This window comes from Moorena sp. SIO1G6 (assembly GCF_010672795.1).
Classification (GTDB): domain Bacteria; phylum Cyanobacteriota; class Cyanobacteriia; order Cyanobacteriales; family Coleofasciculaceae; genus Moorena; species Moorena producens.
In genome coordinates this window covers 30,160-47,065 of the sequence record NZ_JAAHFZ010000017.1, presented here as the reverse complement: position 1 = coordinate 47,065, position 16,906 = coordinate 30,160, and the positions used below count along the sequence as shown (strand labels likewise).

Here is a 16,906-nt window from a genome sequence, read left to right as displayed (position 1 = left end):
GCCAAGGAGAAGATTACATATATGAGGGGAAATTAGATTTTATCGGACGTCATATCCAGGATAGACTAGAGCCATCAAATCTCCAGAAGGAGTTGTTCAAAATTGAGCAGGTGTACCAGATATTTCCCGAATATTACATCTTGAGAGTGAAACAGTTTAATGATGTGACTAGAAACAGTTTGGATGAATGGATATATTTCCTGAAAAATAGTGAAATCAAGGAGGAATTCCAAGCCAGGGGATTAGCCCAAGCCAATAAAAACCTGAGGATTGAGAGTCTACCGAATACAGAAAAGGCAGCCTATCAGAAATATCTGGAAGATAAACGGTATGAAATTAGTATGCTAGAAGGGGCAGAGGCAGTCGGAGAATTAAGGGGCAGAGAAGAGGGCATAAAACAGGGTAGAGAAGAGGGGATATTAGAAGGCATTCAACAAGAACGTCGTGCTAACTTGGAGCGAATACTCCAACTACGATTTGGAACGATTCCTTCAAAGATATCTGAAACAATACAAGGCTTAAATATCCAACAACTGGACACCTTAATGACAACGGCATTAACAGCTAATTCTTTAGATGAGTTTAGCCAACATCTGCCTTAACCATTGAACCTACCCTAATAGGGATGCCAAGGGCGAACAACCTTTAACCCAACGATACCACAACTCCTAAACTTTCGTTCCCAATCCTATCCACTGCTGACAAGGCATAGATTCCCGACTCTAGCGCTATCTCTAGCGTGGCTGAATTCAGAATTTTGTACAACCTCCAAACCCCATCTTGTTGTCGATAAAGAGTCCAATAACAAATCTCTCCATCACAAACTTTCTGCCAAATTAGCTTACCATCTCTTGCTCTGACATTACCTGGTGTCTTAGGTGGCTCAGTCTTTAACCACTCCATAGTAGGAACAACAGCAGGTTCAGAATAAATAGAGCTTTTCAACTGGTCAACCACCTCTAAACGATTTTCTGTGAATACTTTCATGCTATAGAAAATATTCCCTAGGGAGAGTTGAGACACTAGATCGCGGCTAATTTCAACTTGTTCTTCATACTCAGAAATCGGCCACTCTTCTCCATCTAACTTACTGAGTCTATTCCCAGAATAAATGTGTCGATTTTTAGGATTATTTTCTGTCCACCATTGCAGTAAAACCGGATAACTTTGGGCAGGAGGCTCAATGCGCCAGTAAAGTTGAGGAGCAATATAATCGACCCAGCCTTCTTCTAACCATTTTTTCGGGTCAGCATAGATAGCTTCATATTGATCTAATCCCTTAATTTGAGGAGGTTGTCCAGGACGATAAATTCCAAAGGGACTAATCCCAAATTTAACTTTTGGCTTAGTAGCTTTAATGCCAGTGTAGAGACGCTCAACCATCTTATTCACATTGTCCCTGCGCCAATCCCCCAAACTCAGTTCACCCCCAGCTTCCTGATCAGCTTCATAGGTTTTTTGATCAGGAAAATCTTGATCTTTGATAGGATAAGGATAGAAATAGTCATCCAGATGAATCCCATCGACATCATAACGACCCACTACATCCAGAATCACGTTATAAGTCCAGTCCTGAACTGTTTTTACTCCTGGATCCATCCACAATTGTTTACCGTGTTGATACACATAGTTTGAATGGGTAACGCTGATGTGAGGCTTGACTTTTGCGGAAACTTGTGATCCTGTTGCAGCGCGGAACGGGTTAAACCAGGCGTGTAGTTCAATATTGCGTTTGTGACATTCTGCGATCGCAAACTCCAGCGGGTCGTAAAACGGTTCTGGTGCTTGCCCTTGGGTACCTGTTAGCCATTCACTCCAAGGTTCTAATTCTGAGGCATATAACGCATCTCCCGTCGGTCGTACCTGGAAAAACATAGCATTGAGGTTAAGTTCCTCAATCCGGTCAATAATCTCGATCAGTTCCTCTTGCTGTTTTTCTACAGCTAGACCCTTTTCAGAGGGCCAGTCAATGTTCCAGACACTGGCAACCCAAACTCCCCGAAACTCTCGCTGATGGCTAACCTCCCTAGTGGTTTGGAAAGCAACCGTGTATTTTGAGTTTAGGTCTGGCACCTGACCCAAATACGCCAAAGCTTGATAGATAAACGCTGCCACATCAGCACGAGTTGCCACTTGAGTGGGTCGCAGTCGCTTGGGATTGGGATAATTGACAATTATGTTAGCATCCGTAGCGGTGGCTATCCTGTCTCGGGCATAACCAGGAATTTTATCCACATCTTGATAGAGTTGGGGTAGCTCTATCTGTACATCCGATATCTCACTCAAGGGAAGGTTCAAGCCAGCTGCGATCGCTACCAAGGCTTCCACTCGAACCAGATTAGTGTCTGGGCGGAAGCGATTACCAGGATAACCCGACATAAAGCCAGTTTCGTAAGCATATTGAATCGCCTCCAAAGCCCAGTGTTTCTGTGATACATCAATAAACTTCGGAGCAGATCGTTGTTTTTCGGGTTGGGAAAAAGCGTTTTTTAATATGGCAGCAAACTGAGATCGATTCATGGGTAGATTAGGTCGGAATCTGCCATCAGGGAAACCGCTAATCATTCCCTGATTGGCTAAACCTTCAATAAATGGCTTTGCCCAGTGATTTTCCGTATCAGGGAAGCCAGTAAAAGAAGCTACCATAGTTTTATTGCTAGGCATATTGGGGGCTTAACCGCAATTTTAGCCGCACTATTATAGCAAGTGGCAAATTAATACCAAGTTGCGTTTACAGATAGTAAATTCACCGATGGGGAGATGGCCAGAGGTCGTGATGGCACGAAAGAACTATATTGATGCATGATCATGCATCAAAAGTGCCTAGATGAGACCGGATCAGTAATGAAGTGATCAGGGGTGATGGTAATAATGCGTGATTCAATAGTCTTCCGTGTCTTATCCCCTCATCCAGTCATCCCCTCATCCAGTCATCCCCTCATCCAGTCATCCCCTGCTTTGGTGAAGCCATACTTAAGCAATGTCAGGAGGTTGATTGTTAGAATCTGACTTGGGTGCTGACCGGATTTGCTGTAGTTGAGCTTGTATTAAATTTCGTAGGTCCTCTCGAGAGACCTCTGAACCAACCGCTAAATTACCAGGTGTATCAAAGAAAACAGTACTAGTGACGGTGTCGATTGCCAACATCTGAAACAAAATGTGAGTGACTGGCACCCCGCACGCCATAAGTTGAGGATCCCAATCAGAATGAAAATTGGCAGCATCTTGAACAGTCGGAAAAGCATAAATAACATTTTTCTCCAGGTCAGGGTTAGCACGATTACTCAGTGTAGTCAACACCCAACCTTGGTCAAGATTTTGGAGAATGTAATATTCCAGATGGTTTAGTTGTTCCGCCAGAAGTTTGAGTACTGGAGCGATCGCTTCAATCGATTGAGGCGTCGTTCCATCTTGTGGGGCATTATCAATCAAATTGTTAATTTGTTCGTCTAATTCCATAGGAGCTATAGGGTGAGGAATTTGGCTGCACATAGTCTAAACCTAAATCAAATTTGTCGAGAGTACGTGTATGTTAGGGTCGTTATTGAATGAAAATCATGATGAGGGAAGTCTGCCTGGGCGTGGAAGGACTATTTGAACTGCTGTATAACGAACTCCGGCAGTCCACTCGTGCTTCTAAGCAAAACTGCCAGGACGTAGCAAGACGTATCGCTGATGAAGTTAATCGTATTTGCAATGAAAGTAATCGGATTCAAAACTCTGGGGATGTGGACAGCTGGGCTCAAAACCTCGCTAACCATCGTCTCAAGCAAGTTTGTCATTACTACAAACTGGGGTCGCTCCAAGGAAGGGTAGAACTACAGAGTACTCTTAGTGCGATTATCTACCGCTACATTACACCCCATCAAACGCCGACCAGTTACCAGGCGCGGCTGAATATGATTGAAGATTTCTTACAGGGATTCTATGCCGAAGCCTTAAATGCCTTTCGGCGGGAAACCTCCCTGGAGGAAACCTATCGTCCCCGCAGCCTCCTGGAACTATCAGAATATATGGCGTTTACAGAGCGCTATGGTAAACGACGTATTCCTTTACCCGGTCGCCGTTCCCAACAGTTGGTCATTCTACGTGCTCAAACCTTTTCCCAACAGCAACCTCCAGAAACCTCTGTGGATATGGATACAGCAGCGGAAGGAGCAGCACAGGAGTCAGATGCGACTTGGAATGATGCGGCGATCCAGCAGGTGCGGGAAGCAATGGTGTTATCAGACTCTGAACCCCTAGACTCCAGCCTGCGGGAAACTGTAATCAAAGAATTATTTGCCTATCTCGAAGAACGCCAGCAACATGATTGTGCAAATTACTTTACTCTGCGGCTGAAAGACCTGCCAACCAGGGAAATTGAGGAGATTTTAGGCATCAATCCCAGACAGCGGGACTATTTACAACAACGGTTTAAGTATCATCTGATTCGGTTTGCTCTGTCTCACCGCTGGGAATTAGTACATCAGTGGCTGGGAGCAGATTTGGATCGAAATCTGGGGCTAACACCAAAAGAATGGCAACGATTTCAAGAAAAACTGAGCTCCCAACAGTCAGAATTACTTAAACTCAAACAACAAGGTTACTCCAATGAACAAATTTCTAAGACCTTGGGTTGTACACTAAACCAGGCACAGAAGCGATGGTTTAAGTTGCTCGAAATTGCCTGGGATATTCGTAATAGTTCAGTATCCGGATCCGGTAGATCTAAAGATGAATAGTGACATAGATAACAACATGGACGCTTTCTATAGCCGCTTAATGGCTTGGCTAAAAGAGTCCCGTCCCGCTGCTTCAATACCATCAAGCGGTCAAGTAAACGATACTGTACCTCTGGGTGAGACGACAGCAGCGGATTTTGACTTTGATGTATATCCCCTGGATTTATCAGAATCACTGGACTTGGAAAACTTGAACATTGTCCCTAATCACAATGGCGAAGCGGTTTTAGACCGCATGTGGGTGGATTCACTAGAATCGATCACCCATGATGACCTTACACTAGGCGGTGAAATCCGCCGCTACAACTTGGGAGAGATGTCAACCGTGCAAAATCGTTTCCAGACGCTATTGAAGCGCAAACTACAAGCTCAAATTGAACTTAACCCACCTCTGTTTCCTTGGGAGACAGAAATGTCAGACTATGAAACTGATATTGTTGACGCAATAGCAGAGTCTTGGGTTTCCGGAGTTAGGTTTTGGATGCCACAGTTGTCTAACTTGGCTTTACCAACTGCCATACCAGAAAACGTTTTATCTCAATTGCTAGAAGCCTGCTCTGAGGCAGTGTCTTCCCAGTATCAGCTAGGGGCTAAACTGGTTAGGGCAGTTCAAAAGCTGTTTCCGGACGAATTCTATGCCCTTAACTCCTGGAGTGGCACCATCTTGATGGGAAGTGCCCGTTCTACAGAACAACTACTGCCATCCCTACCTTACGAAGAAGCTAACAATGACCAAAAGATGGTCTTAGCTCTGTTAGCAGCTAAGGAAATTCTTACCACCCTGACCATTCCAGTTTCACCAAATCAAACTCCTGTGGAGCGCCAGTGGGAGACTAGTGCTGGTTTAGTGACTCTGCGAGCCGAATATCATCAAGAAGATGGTGTGTCTCAGCTACGGGTCAGCACTCGTTTGCCTAGAGGTGGTAGCTTAACTCTAGGTACACCTCAAGCCTCCGCAAAAGCAGAACGTACCTATCCAGGTTACCTGAGTGTAGAATCCTATGATTTACAACCGAATCAGATTTGTTCTATCGAGATTCGCTTCCATCATGGAGAACAGAAACCTTTGACCTTTGCAATCTGCCCGACAAATTAGTCAGAATACTTGCCGGTTAACAGGTGAATAGGTTAATAGGTTGCAGGTTAACAGGTTGCAGGTTGCAGCTTAACAGGTTAACAGGTTGCAGGTGAATAGGTGAATAGGTGAATAGGTGAATAGGTTGCAGGTGAATAGGTGAACAGGTTGCAGGTGAATAGGTGAACAGGTTGCAGGTGAATAGGTGAACAGGTTGCAGGTGAATAGGTGAACAGGTTGCAGGTTATAACCTTCAACATTCCAACCTTCAACATTCCAACCTTCAACATTCCAACCTTCAACATTCCAACCTTCAACATTCCAACCTTCAACATTCCAACCTTCAACATTCCAACCTTCAACATTCCAACCTTCAACATTCCAACAACATTCCAACCTTTAACATTCCAACCTTTAACATTCCAACCTTTAACATTCCAACCTTTAACATTCCAAGCTTGACATATAACCTATCACGCATCTACCATGGTGAGTCAGTTTTGGCAGCGTCTTGAGGCGAAGCCATTGCCTCCTACAGAGGAGTCGATTTCGTTAAGGGTGTTGGTACAGGCACTGGTAGTAGTAGGAATTGTGGCTGTTGATGTCGCCGCATCTACCTTCTGGAGTCTTTGGGCAGTACCCTTAAGTATTGTGGGAGCAACCTGGAGTTGGTATCGTCGTCGCCAACGTAACATTGCTCTGAAATTCTTGCTGGCATTGGGGATGTTGCTGGCATTGGGAGCCTTTTTGGGCAATGTATTCAGTCAGCTCAATGATACCCGCTTAGCTCTAGCTCAGTTGTTAGTTCAGCTGCAAATTCTCCATAGCTTTGACTTGCCGCGCCGCAAGGATTTGGGCTATTCGATGGTAATTGGGCTAATCCTGTTGGGGGTCGCTGGTACTGTGAGTCAGACTCTGGCGTTTGCCCCTCTGTTGTTAGTATTTTTAGCGATCGCATTACCGGTTCTTGTCCTGGATTACCAGTCACGCTTGGGTATATCTACGGAAAAAAAAGGTAAAAAATTATATTGGTTTAATCCACACTCCTCACCCATACCCCTAAAGCGTCTCATTTTATTCATCGGGGTAATTATGGCGCTAGGGTTAACGATTTTTGCTCTGATGCCTCGTTTCCCTGGTTATCAAATCCAGATGTATCCCGTCAGTGCTCCTGGGGAAATGGCAAACCGGAGATTTGATTCACAAAATAGGTTAATTGTTAACCCTGGCTATGTAAGTGAAGGGAAACAGCAAGGGGAAAATGGTAGTGGTGACTCTCAAAACGCTACGGGTTCTGGTGAGTTGGATGAGACATTTTACTATGGCTTTAATAGCAAGATTAACCAGAATCTGCGGGGAGAACTCAAACCTAAGGTAGTGATGCGGGTGCGTTCTCAAGCACCGGGATTTTGGCGAGTGCTAGCGTTTGACCACTACACGGGTCAGGGTTGGGAAATTTCTCGGGATAATCAAGTTCAGAAAATAACTCGACCAAGCTGGTCCTATCGCTTCCAACTCTTACCTGCCTTGATCACAGGTCAAACCAAAAAGGTAATTCAAACCTATACAGCTGTATCAGAATTGCCGAATCTGATTCCCGCTTTGGCCTATCCTAACGAATTGTTCTTTCCGTCGCGGGAAATAGGTATTGGAGCAGAAGGCAGTTTGCGATCGCCTTTAGGTTTAGTAGAAGGACTGACCTATACCGTAATATCAGAAGTTCCATTTCGCGATCGCACTAAGTTGCAGCAAGCTGGGGATAACTACCCCAAGTCGATTCAAAACTACTATTTGGATATTCCTGCTCAAATTGCTGTGAGGGTCAGGCAACGTACTGAAGAACTCCTAGCCACTTCAGAAAAACCTCTTACTTCTTCCTATGAAAAAGCCTTGTATCTAGCCCAGGCGGTTAAGCAGCGTTATCGCCTCCCCCAAGACCCCTCACAATTCCCTTTTTTAGAAGAAAATCAAGATTTGGTGGAAGCCTTTCTCTTCAAGTATCAAGGTGGTTATCCCGACCACTTTTCCACCACCCTCACGATTATGCTCCGTTCCATAGGCATCCCAGCCCGATTAGTGGCTGGATTTGGCACTGGCGAATTTAACCCCTTTACCGGGTTTTACATCGTCCGCAATACTGATGCCTATGCCATGACTGAGGTTTATTTCCCTCAATACGGTTGGTTTGCCTTTGACCCCATCCCAGGTCATGAATTGCTGCCCCCCTCCGTCGAGCAATATCAAACCTTTAGTGTCTTGCGGCAGTTTTGGCAGTGGGTAGCAGGTTGGCTCCCCTCACCAATCACTGGTTTACTGAGCAACCTATGGCATTTCACCATTGGTACCATTATCCGAATATTTGTTGGATTGTGGAAGATGGTATCTAGTGGTTGGTTAGGTATGTTGAGCGGCTTGATATTAGCGATCGCATTTGGTTTTCTGAGCTGGCTAGGTTGGCATCAGTGGAAAAACTGGCGCTATCGTTTCTGGTTGGCAACATTGCCACCAATGGAACAGATTTACCAGCAAATGATCAAGATTTTAGCAACCAAAGGGTATGTCAAACATCCGACTCAAACTCCCCTAGAGTACGCTAGCTGTATAAGTCAAGACCAGCCTCAAGCATCCGCTGAGGTCATTGAGCAGATTTCCCATGCTTATATCCGTTGGCGTTATGGAGGTCACAGACCTAATATTAAACAACTGCGGCGGCGACTGAAGCAGTTTAGCAAAAATAGGTTTAAGGTTTAAGGTTTAAGGTTGAATGTTGAATGTTAAAGGTTGCTTGAAGGTCAACAGTCAACGGTCAACACTAAACGGTTAATAAAAAGACTTTTGCTTTAATGGGGTTCATCTCAGTATTTATCTAATGACTGTTATTCTACCTGCTGTCGTTTCGGTCGGTTTAATTATCCTGATTGGATTTATTGCTGGTCGCACGTTATCTCTGGACAAGCAAACTCTTTCTCAGGTATCTCTTTATATTCTCGTACCAGCGTTGATAGCAGACAGCTTGTATCGCACAACACTGTCTACCGAAAGCACCACTGGTTTAGTTGCTGGTTTGATCATTACCGCTGTGTTGCTTTACCTACTGAGTTGGGGGTTAGGCAAACTGTTGAAATTACCAGCAGTTGTCCAAAAAAGCTTTATGGTTGCTGCTATTTTTCCCAATGCTGGAAACTTGGGGCTTCCTCTCAATTCCTTTGCCTTTGGTACACCGGGTTTAGAACGCGCTATAGTTTACATGATCACAGCTGCCTTGTTGATGTTTGCTATTTGTCCCGCTTTACTTAAAGGGGGTAGTATTAGTTCTGGAGTGCGCTTAACCCTAAAACTACCGCTACTCTGGGCAATGCTGGCAGGATTAACCTGGCGTTTATTGCGCTTAAAACTGCCTTTAGGGCTAGATAAGGGTATTCACCAGTTGGGTATGGCAGCAATCCCTATCGATTTAATTGTGTTGGGGATACAATTGTCCCGCACCCGTTTGGTAATAGGACGGTATGAGGTGCTTGCGACTAGCTTGCGTTTGTTGGTAGCTCCCCTAATTGCCCATACCGTTGGTCAAGCATTGGGACTGGAGGGATTAAATTTACAGGTGTTGGTGTTACAAAGTGCCATGCCTGTAGCAATTAGTACGGTAGTCTTGGTCACTGAGTTTGGGGGAGATGCTCCGGTAGTAGCACGGACAGTGGTTTTGTCTACCTTAGTGAGTTTCCTTTCTCTTCCCCTAGTTTTGTGGGCCACTACTTAGTTAGTATTTATCCATGAATAAGAGCTAAAGTAGAGAATTAACGGATATAGAATTGTAAAAGATTTAACAGGATCAGTAATTATCTGGATTACGAAAGCCAGGTTATTTTGTCATGGTTACATACAGAGATTATTTCTCTGACCATCTTTTTGAACTAGCGCTTTCAGCAATTCAAAGCAGTCATGAATACTCAACTTGCCAGTCCACCTGCTCAACACGACAGTTTAAATGTCCCTACTCGCCAAAGCTCATGTAAAGAAGGAGGTATTGTTACGGATGGAATTGGAGAAGATGGCAATATTACCACCTTCGCGATCGAGGAAGAAGGGGGTGCAAGCACAAAGCGCCTTGTCAGAAGAAGGGGGAGACCTGCTTGAAGCCTTGAGTAACAACCTAACTGCTATCGAACACAAACAACATCTCTCAGGTATTGACCTTAAACCATTACCAGTGAAAAGAATCTCAAGATTGGCACACTTGCCAATTTTTTAGTAATTATAAAGATTAGGGCATATAGCAATCCTATAGGATTGCTATAGTGAGAAATGTCGCCCTCAAGGGGTAAGCCATCTAGTGACAATTCCCTGGACCGATTAGCAGCGTTTTTCAGCATTTAGGCAATTTGTCAACAGAGTGCACTATATTTTCGGAGTAATATCAGGATGTATTTAACTATAAAATTTACCTGTGATCAGGGAAATATAACTTATAGTATACCAAAATTAATTTGGCTTAGAGTGTGTTTTAAAATACCAATTTATTACCAAACAAAGTATGATATTGACTTGATTAGCCACACTATTATCTAGTAAACCGAAACAAAAAAAGAACTTGGGTAATCAGCAGAACAGTATAAATACTAGTTCGTTTTGTTTGGCAATAGATGAATATTTTAATTTTGGGCAACCCTGAAGATACTCACGCTGCGCATATCAACTATGCTCTGACTAAGGCTGGAGGCAAGACAAACTATCTCGATACCTCTCTGTTTCCTACTAAATTACGCCTATCTTGGCAGCCACACACTAACGATGGAATTCTCACCCTATCCGATGGCTATCAATTACGTCTGAGAGATATTCGTAGCATCTTTTGGCGTAATTTTTCTGGAGTTCAAATTCCCCCAATCAAAAATCCATTACAGCATAGAGTTGCTTTTAATGATGCTATGAGTACCCTAAGAACGTTGATGCAAGGAACCTCAATTCACTGGGTTAACTCATGGCAAGCTTATGAATTTCATAAGGAAAAACCTCTACAATTGAGCAAAGCTCAACAAATGGGTGTAACGATTCCCCATACTCTAATTAGTAATGATCCAGACGCTATCATTAAGTTTACGAAGTCTTATGAGCAAGTAATTTTTAAGCCAGTCTATGGTGATGCTCATGTCCAGTTTTTAACAGAACAACATCTACAACCTGAACGACTAAACTTAGCCCTGCGGCTTTCTCCTGTTACTATACAGGAGTATATCCCTGGCACCAATATTCGCACCTATGTAATTGGGGACTCGATGTACTCGGCAGAAATTCGCTCCAAGTCTCTTGACTTTCGAGAAGATATCGATGCTCAATTGATTCCGGTCAGGCTGCCAAAGACCGTGCAACAGCAGTGTAAAGCTATCACTAGAGCGTTTTGGCTCCAGTGGACGGCGATTGACTGGCGTTTAAAGCCAAATGGTGAATACGTGTTTCTTGAAGCTAACCCCAGTCCGATGTTTTTACACTTTGAGCAACAAACTGGTTTCCCTATCACCCAAGAATTAGTTAATCTTCTGATCAGTGATATCAATTGAGTCCTGAGTCGGAAAGTGCAGAGTTCCGACTCCACAGTCAAAAGTTAACAGTTAACAGTTAACAGTTAACAGTCAAAAGTTAACAGTCAACAGTCAAAAGTTAACAGTCAACAGTCAACAGTCAACAGTCAACGGTTAACAACATTAGTCTTAGACTTACAAGCTAAGGTGTGAAAACCATTCATGACATGAACCGTTGGAGTATCGGGTGTGGGTATTGTGTACCAATCATTCTCCGATTCTTCCCGGCTGATTATACTACCCTGGGAATCGTATTGTTCAAAACGCGATGTACGTATGGAACGCTCAGGGCAATTAACTTGAACCGTGATAATGGCAGAATACACTCCTGGTTCGAGAGGATTACCAAATACTATCCTACTATCAAAGGAGTGGATGGGATTGCCCATTTCATCAGTGGTGGTGACCAAAGAATCGACATCAAAGTAGTGGATATTGCCTGTCTGAGCATTTGACATGACTCTGACCCAACGCCTTGGTTTTGTCTGAGCTATAGCAGTCTGAGATAGACAAGCGATCGCAGATAAGATTAACAGAAATTTACCCATAGAATTTACCAATAGTAGTATCAATTTATTTAGTATCAATTTAGTATCAACGGTGACAGCTCGGAAAGCTGCCACTGTGTTACACTTAATAGTAAAATCTAGCAGGATTTATTCAACTGTTTCCGAAGCAACCAGGCAAGCCCTATCACTCCTAAGGAAGCAGAAGACACTGGTTCTGGTACAGACTTAGATTCAGGCTTGTCTTGGGACTTAAGTGCTGCTAAGGTGGATTCCGCTAGGATCTGATGGCCAGCTGTCGTTGGGTGGAAGCTATCCCAGAATAAAAACTCGTCTGGATTAGCACAGGCAATCAACGTTGCTTGATCTAAGCACGTTTCCGTCACATTCGTGAAACCAAAGTCTCCAGGATTGGTCACAACCTGATTAAATAGGTCATATTCATCAAAGAATATCAGGTTAATGTCAGGTAATGATTGGCTCAAAACCTTAAGGGTGGAGTCCAACACAGAGTTATGCTGCTCGATCAAATCCGTGAGGCGAGTCGATAATGCACTACCTAGCCTCAGTGATTGAGGTATCTTTCCCAAATCCGGTAAGTTAAGCACTAGGAAATTGCGAGCACCAAAGTTATACAGGGAGTTCAGTGCTGTCTGTATATTCCCGACGACCTCAGTAGGATTAGGAGGTTCCACACTCTGGTAATCATTAGCACCTGACCACAGAATATAGAGGGCGTTGGGGTCAGCCATCTGATCAGATACGATTAGGTCATTGGTAAACCCTGGGACTTGGGTGAGTAATCCCGGTACAACCTCCCCGAACTGACCAATCCCAGCCAATCCGGTTCCAGCACCACCAAAAGCAAAGTTTACGCTTTGAGTAGTCGTCGCACCATTGAAGAAAAAACTCACCCGAGGGCCATCGGGAGTGATAGTGATTGGAGACAGTATCGGGGAATCCGGTAACAGCAACGACAAATCAGTAGATCGCTTCAGGTCTATGTCCAGAGCATCTGCTAGATAATCTACCCAGATCGGACCATTGCTAGAACGTCCCTGAAAGTAGGGTGGACTCTGGGGGATGATGGGAAGAGTGGGATTTAGCTGATTGCTTGCCTTACTGATATTGAACAAATTGCCAGTATCCGATAGGCTATCACCAAACACATAAAGATTAGTGAAATCTAAATCATATGCCCTAGCTTCAGAGGGCAACATTAAAGATAATAGAGAAAATCCGAAAGCCGTAATTGCGTTTTTCATTTTTGATTGTCTGTGATTGTGGGCAGGTTTCAATCGAAAACTAAAAACCTACAGAGATAGAGTACTGCTTTGGGTGACTCTCTTTATTAAGAGCTGGCAAAATTTTTGGGTTATAGTATAAATAAACAATAAAGTCTTACAATAAATTTAGTCAGGCTGGATATGGTATCATGTCCGGGAACATCGATAGTGTAAAGCGTGGGTAATTGATAATTGGTAATCGGGAATTGGTAAGTGTGATTACTACCAAGCTATTCCCTATTTACCCTTACCGATTACTAAAATAAACAACAAATAACACTACCGAAACAACCGGACACGATCTGACAGGTTAGTCGCTTTTTTAAAAAATACGGTTATGACATTTAGATACTCTACCAGTGGTGCTACATCAGTCATTTCCAGAAGAGTAGCTGAAAAATCTTCTACTTATTCTCCTAGCAAGAATGAACTCCATGATGTCCAGGAGCCGATTATCACTGCTCCCCTAGAAGTGCGCCGAATTATAGAGCGAGTCTTGCAGGCAGAAAAGGATAAACTCTATATGAAAACTCCCCGTAATATTAATGATGATATCCTGAGAATTGTCAAGGAAGAAGTTCAATGAAGCTGCTATCTATTCAGCTATTTAATTTTCGTCAGTTTTATGGTAAGACTCCCGTGATTGTGTTAGCCAGTGGCGAGCAAAACACTACGATTATTCATGGGAATAATGGTGCAGGTAAGACTACCATCCTGAATGCTTTTTCGTGGGTACTCTATGAAAAGTTTAGTGCTGCTTTTGCTTCAGAAGACCAACTGCTGAATAAGCGAGCTCTTGCTGAAGCTCAGTTCAATAAACCAGTAGACTGTTGGGTAGAAGTGGCATTTGAACATAATAATAAACGCTACCAAGTCAAACGTCTATGTCGTACTTACAAAACTGAGTTAGGAGTCGATCAAGGTAACACAGAATTGTATCTCCAAATCGCTGGAGATGATGGACGCTGGTTATTACCTCAACAACTACCCGAGGATATCATTGGTCAAATTTTACCAGCTAGTTTGCACCAATACTTCTTTTTTGATGGGGAACGAATTGAGCAACTGGTACGCTCCGATAAAAAGTCAGAAGTTGCGGAAGCAACCAAGACCTTGCTAGGGGTAGAAGTTTTAAATCGCTCCATTAAACATTTAAGGGAAGCGAAAAAAACCTTAGACTATGAATTGTCTTTAATTGGCGACTCTGAAACTAAGCAATTGCTTAAACAACAGCGAAAATCGGAAAAGAAGAGCCAGAGTCTAATCAAGCGTCAAAGGGAAATCAAGCAGGAGTTAGAGGAGCAAGATGAGCTAAAGAAGATAATTGGTCAACGGTTATTAGAACTCGGTGGCGCTCAGGAGTTACAACAACTGCGGGATGAACTAGAAGCTAGAGAAAAGTTAATTAGAGAACAGCTAAAACAAAGCCAAAATATCTTGAAACGAGCTATATCAACTCGTGGCTATACGGTGCTGCTCTCAGAGGTAAGCTCAACTTTTCAAGAGATTGTCAAAGACTTAATAACGGAAAGAGGGGAATTACCTGTTGGGATTAAGCGGCAATTTGTTGGGGATTTACTTAAACACAAGCGCTGTATCTGTGGTGTAGAATTAACTGAGGGAACTCATGCTCATCAGCAAGTAGCAGCCTGGATGGATAAAGCCGGAATGGCTGAAGTGGAAGAAACGGCAATAAGGATGGGTTCCCAGGTTGATGAAATTAACCAACAGGTGCCTGAGTTTTGGCAGGATGTTGACCAACAACAAGATACTATTGCTCAGGGAAGAACTGAGCTTTCTAGAATTGAGACCCAACTAGATGATATCAAGAAAAAGTTACGTAACTTTCCCGATGAGGATATCAGTCATCTCCAACAACAATTGGATGAGATAGATACTAGGATTCGGGAGCTAACCCTAGAGCAAGGAGGTAATCAACAACAAATTGAACAGTTGGATACAGACATTGACTTAAAGGATAAGCAGATTGCTAAGCACAAAATGAATGAAAGTAAGCAGGCGTTGATACAGCGACGGATTGCTGCTGCTCAAGATTCTATTGAACGGTTAATTGAAGTTAGGGAACGTTTAGAAACTCAGTTTCGGACTTCTTTGGAGAAGCGGGTCCAGGAGATATTTATCTCAATTTCCTTTACACCTTACATTCCTAAGTTGAGTGATAAGTATGAGTTAACCTTAGTAGAAAGTACTCTTGGGGAAGAAAACCTAGTTGCTGCGTCTACCGGAGAAAATCAGATTCTAAGTTTATCCTTTATCGGGGGAATTATTGACCGAGTTAGGGATTGGAGTCAAGAGCATTCTCTGATGGGACCTGATAGTAGTACTTTTCCTATTGTAATGGATTCTCCCTTTGGAAGCTTGGATGAAATCTATCGTCGGCGAATTGCTAATATCTTACCTAGACTGGCGAATCAATTAGTAGTTTTAGTGACTCAGACTCAGTGGCGAGGAGAAGTGGCTGATGAGATACTTTCTTTTCTTGGTAAAGAGTATGTGTTGACTTACAATTCTCCTAAGTCTGATTGTGAAGAAGATGTTATTGAGCTTGGTGGAAATCGTTATGATTTGGTAAGGCGTAGTGCAAATCAGTTTGAATATACTGAGATTGTTGAGGTAGATTATGAGTAACTATTCAGCATATGCTTAGATGGGCAAATTACCATAGTTTCAATACTCTCAATATCGAATGATTAAATTCTCCTGTTCCAGATTTATTTTAAGCTGTTCGCGTAGGATGAGCTTTTAGCTCACGGCTGACAGCTGACCACTGAATTCTTATGATAGTACCTCAAAGGATTGATAACAGCTACATATAGCGAGCTAAAGCCATGTCTTACAGTGAATTTACTCTAGATACACTCAAACATCAATTTAACCTATCGATTCAAGAACGAGTTAACTTATTTGAATCAGTTGAACCAGTTACTCCTAGTCCTTTATTGAAAGAGATTTTAGAAGAAAACCTACCTCTAGGATTGGAAATCGATACGGAAAAAGCGCGCTCTGAATTGATTGTTGCTCCTATTTTAGTGGAAATTCGCAAGCAATTTAACCGTCAAATCAGCCTTTTCTCTGGGACAGAGTTTACTATTGATAAAAGTAAAGGGCTAAACGGTAGGTGTGATTTTATCATTAGTCATTCTCCTGAACAGTTGGAGGTTACTGCTCCTATTGCTATTCTAGTTGAAGCCAAAAACGATAACCTTAAATCCGCTATCCCTCAGTGTATTGCTGAAATGGTTGCTGCTCAACTTTTTAATGATCACAAAAATAATCCTATTCCGTTTATCTATGGTGGAGTAACAACTGGCAGCCTCTGGAAATTTATAAAATTAGTAAAAAATTCGGTTTCTATTGAGTCAGAAGAACACTTTATTGGTAATTTAGAGGCTCTGCTCGGTATTATGTCACATATTATTAATAGCACTCGCCCTCAATCTGTTGCTGAAAGTTAGTGATAATTTTGGGATAGTGGCAAGAAAAGTCGGTAAGTAAATAGACACTACATCAAGGGTTAAGCAATAATATTATTGGTCTAATTCTTATTGTTATGATTATCGAAATAATTAAAATTTAGAATAACGTCGATAATTATGTATAATAAGGTTAATTGTTACAAGTAGTCAATATTATTGAAGTGACTAGGGTTGAGGCTTACCTTACTGCTTATGTTGAATAATCTAAGGGGTAAATTATGCTATAATAGTGTAAGTTTTAA

Annotated in this window: 15 protein-coding genes; 11 read left to right on the top strand and 4 right to left on the bottom strand. The window is 42.7% G+C overall.

Features of this window, described 5'->3' with window-relative positions; translation table 11 throughout:
* On the top strand, positions 1-602 hold a 602-nt coding region (locus F6K63_RS17850; RefSeq protein WP_287263543.1), incomplete at its 5' end, for a DUF4351 domain-containing protein.
* Between the two features lie 43 nt (positions 603-645).
* Here F6K63_RS17850 and F6K63_RS17845 read toward each other — a convergent pair.
* Both F6K63_RS17845 and F6K63_RS17840 read right to left on the bottom strand, forming a co-directional pair.
* A complete protein-coding gene (locus tag F6K63_RS17845) occupies positions 646-2,646 on the bottom strand; it encodes a glycoside hydrolase family 10-like protein (protein WP_044495731.1) in 2,001 nt (666 codons plus the stop codon).
* Between the two features lie 327 nt (positions 2,647-2,973).
* Positions 2,974-3,492, bottom strand: coding sequence for a hypothetical protein (locus F6K63_RS17840; protein WP_008191405.1), 519 nt, complete (start codon positions 3,490-3,492; stop codon positions 2,974-2,976).
* 68 nt (positions 3,493-3,560) lie between these two features.
* Between F6K63_RS17840 and hetZ the strand changes: the two genes are divergently transcribed.
* From hetZ to F6K63_RS17805, 7 genes are all read left to right on the top strand, one after another.
* Positions 3,561-4,724 carry a heterocyst differentiation protein HetZ gene (gene hetZ, locus F6K63_RS17835; RefSeq protein WP_287250160.1) on the top strand — a complete coding sequence of 388 codons (1,164 nt, stop codon included), beginning with the start codon at positions 3,561-3,563 and terminating at the stop codon, positions 4,722-4,724.
* Entirely contained in the window at positions 4,717-5,820 is a 1,104-nt protein-coding gene (locus F6K63_RS17830) for a hypothetical protein (protein WP_287312796.1), read from the top strand. The genes hetZ and F6K63_RS17830 overlap by 8 nt, the downstream gene beginning before the upstream one ends.
* A gap of 203 nt (positions 5,821-6,023) precedes the next feature.
* Positions 6,024-6,314, top strand: coding sequence for a pentapeptide repeat-containing protein (locus F6K63_RS17825; RefSeq protein WP_353737179.1), 291 nt, complete (start codon positions 6,024-6,026; stop codon positions 6,312-6,314).
* The gene (locus tag F6K63_RS17820; RefSeq protein ID WP_008191415.1) at positions 6,286-8,550 is read left to right on the top strand and encodes a transglutaminase TgpA family protein; all 2,265 of its coding nucleotides are present in this window, start codon (positions 6,286-6,288) and stop codon (positions 8,548-8,550) included. Before F6K63_RS17825 ends, F6K63_RS17820 begins: the two co-directional genes overlap by 29 nt.
* 118 nt (positions 8,551-8,668) lie before the next feature.
* Positions 8,669-9,556 carry an AEC family transporter gene (locus F6K63_RS17815; protein WP_287312794.1) on the top strand — a complete coding sequence of 296 codons (888 nt, stop codon included), beginning with the start codon at positions 8,669-8,671 and terminating at the stop codon, positions 9,554-9,556.
* 182 nt (positions 9,557-9,738) lie between these two features.
* Complete coding sequence (locus F6K63_RS17810; RefSeq protein ID WP_287312793.1) at positions 9,739-9,933, top strand: hypothetical protein; 195 nt, start codon at positions 9,739-9,741, stop codon at positions 9,931-9,933.
* 506 nt (positions 9,934-10,439) lie between these two features.
* Positions 10,440-11,354 (top strand): MvdC/MvdD family ATP grasp protein, encoded by a 915-nt coding sequence (locus tag F6K63_RS17805; protein ID WP_008191421.1) that lies wholly within the window; start codon positions 10,440-10,442, stop codon positions 11,352-11,354.
* A 128-nt stretch (positions 11,355-11,482) separates the two neighbouring features.
* On the opposite strand, the gene F6K63_RS17800 is transcribed toward F6K63_RS17805, so the two are convergent.
* Positions 11,483-11,923 (bottom strand): surface-adhesin E family protein, encoded by a 441-nt coding sequence (locus F6K63_RS17800; protein ID WP_131826842.1) that lies wholly within the window; start codon positions 11,921-11,923, stop codon positions 11,483-11,485.
* A gap of 98 nt (positions 11,924-12,021) precedes the next feature.
* Positions 12,022-13,146, bottom strand: coding sequence for an SGNH/GDSL hydrolase family protein (locus F6K63_RS17795; protein WP_044495733.1), 1,125 nt, complete (start codon positions 13,144-13,146; stop codon positions 12,022-12,024).
* A 358-nt stretch (positions 13,147-13,504) separates the two neighbouring features.
* Here F6K63_RS17795 and F6K63_RS17790 point away from each other — a divergent pair, with 358 nt between their 5' ends.
* From F6K63_RS17790 to F6K63_RS17780, 3 genes are all read left to right on the top strand, one after another.
* Positions 13,505-13,753 (top strand): hypothetical protein, encoded by a 249-nt coding sequence (locus F6K63_RS17790; RefSeq protein ID WP_008191425.1) that lies wholly within the window; start codon positions 13,505-13,507, stop codon positions 13,751-13,753.
* The gene (locus tag F6K63_RS17785; protein WP_287312792.1) at positions 13,750-15,816 is read left to right on the top strand and encodes an AAA family ATPase; all 2,067 of its coding nucleotides are present in this window, start codon (positions 13,750-13,752) and stop codon (positions 15,814-15,816) included. Before F6K63_RS17790 ends, F6K63_RS17785 begins: the two co-directional genes overlap by 4 nt.
* Positions 15,817-16,016: 200 nt before the next feature.
* On the top strand, positions 16,017-16,643 hold the full coding sequence (locus F6K63_RS17780; protein WP_287312791.1) for a hypothetical protein: 627 nt from the start codon (positions 16,017-16,019) through the stop codon (positions 16,641-16,643).
* The last annotated feature ends 263 nt before the right edge of the window (positions 16,644-16,906 follow it).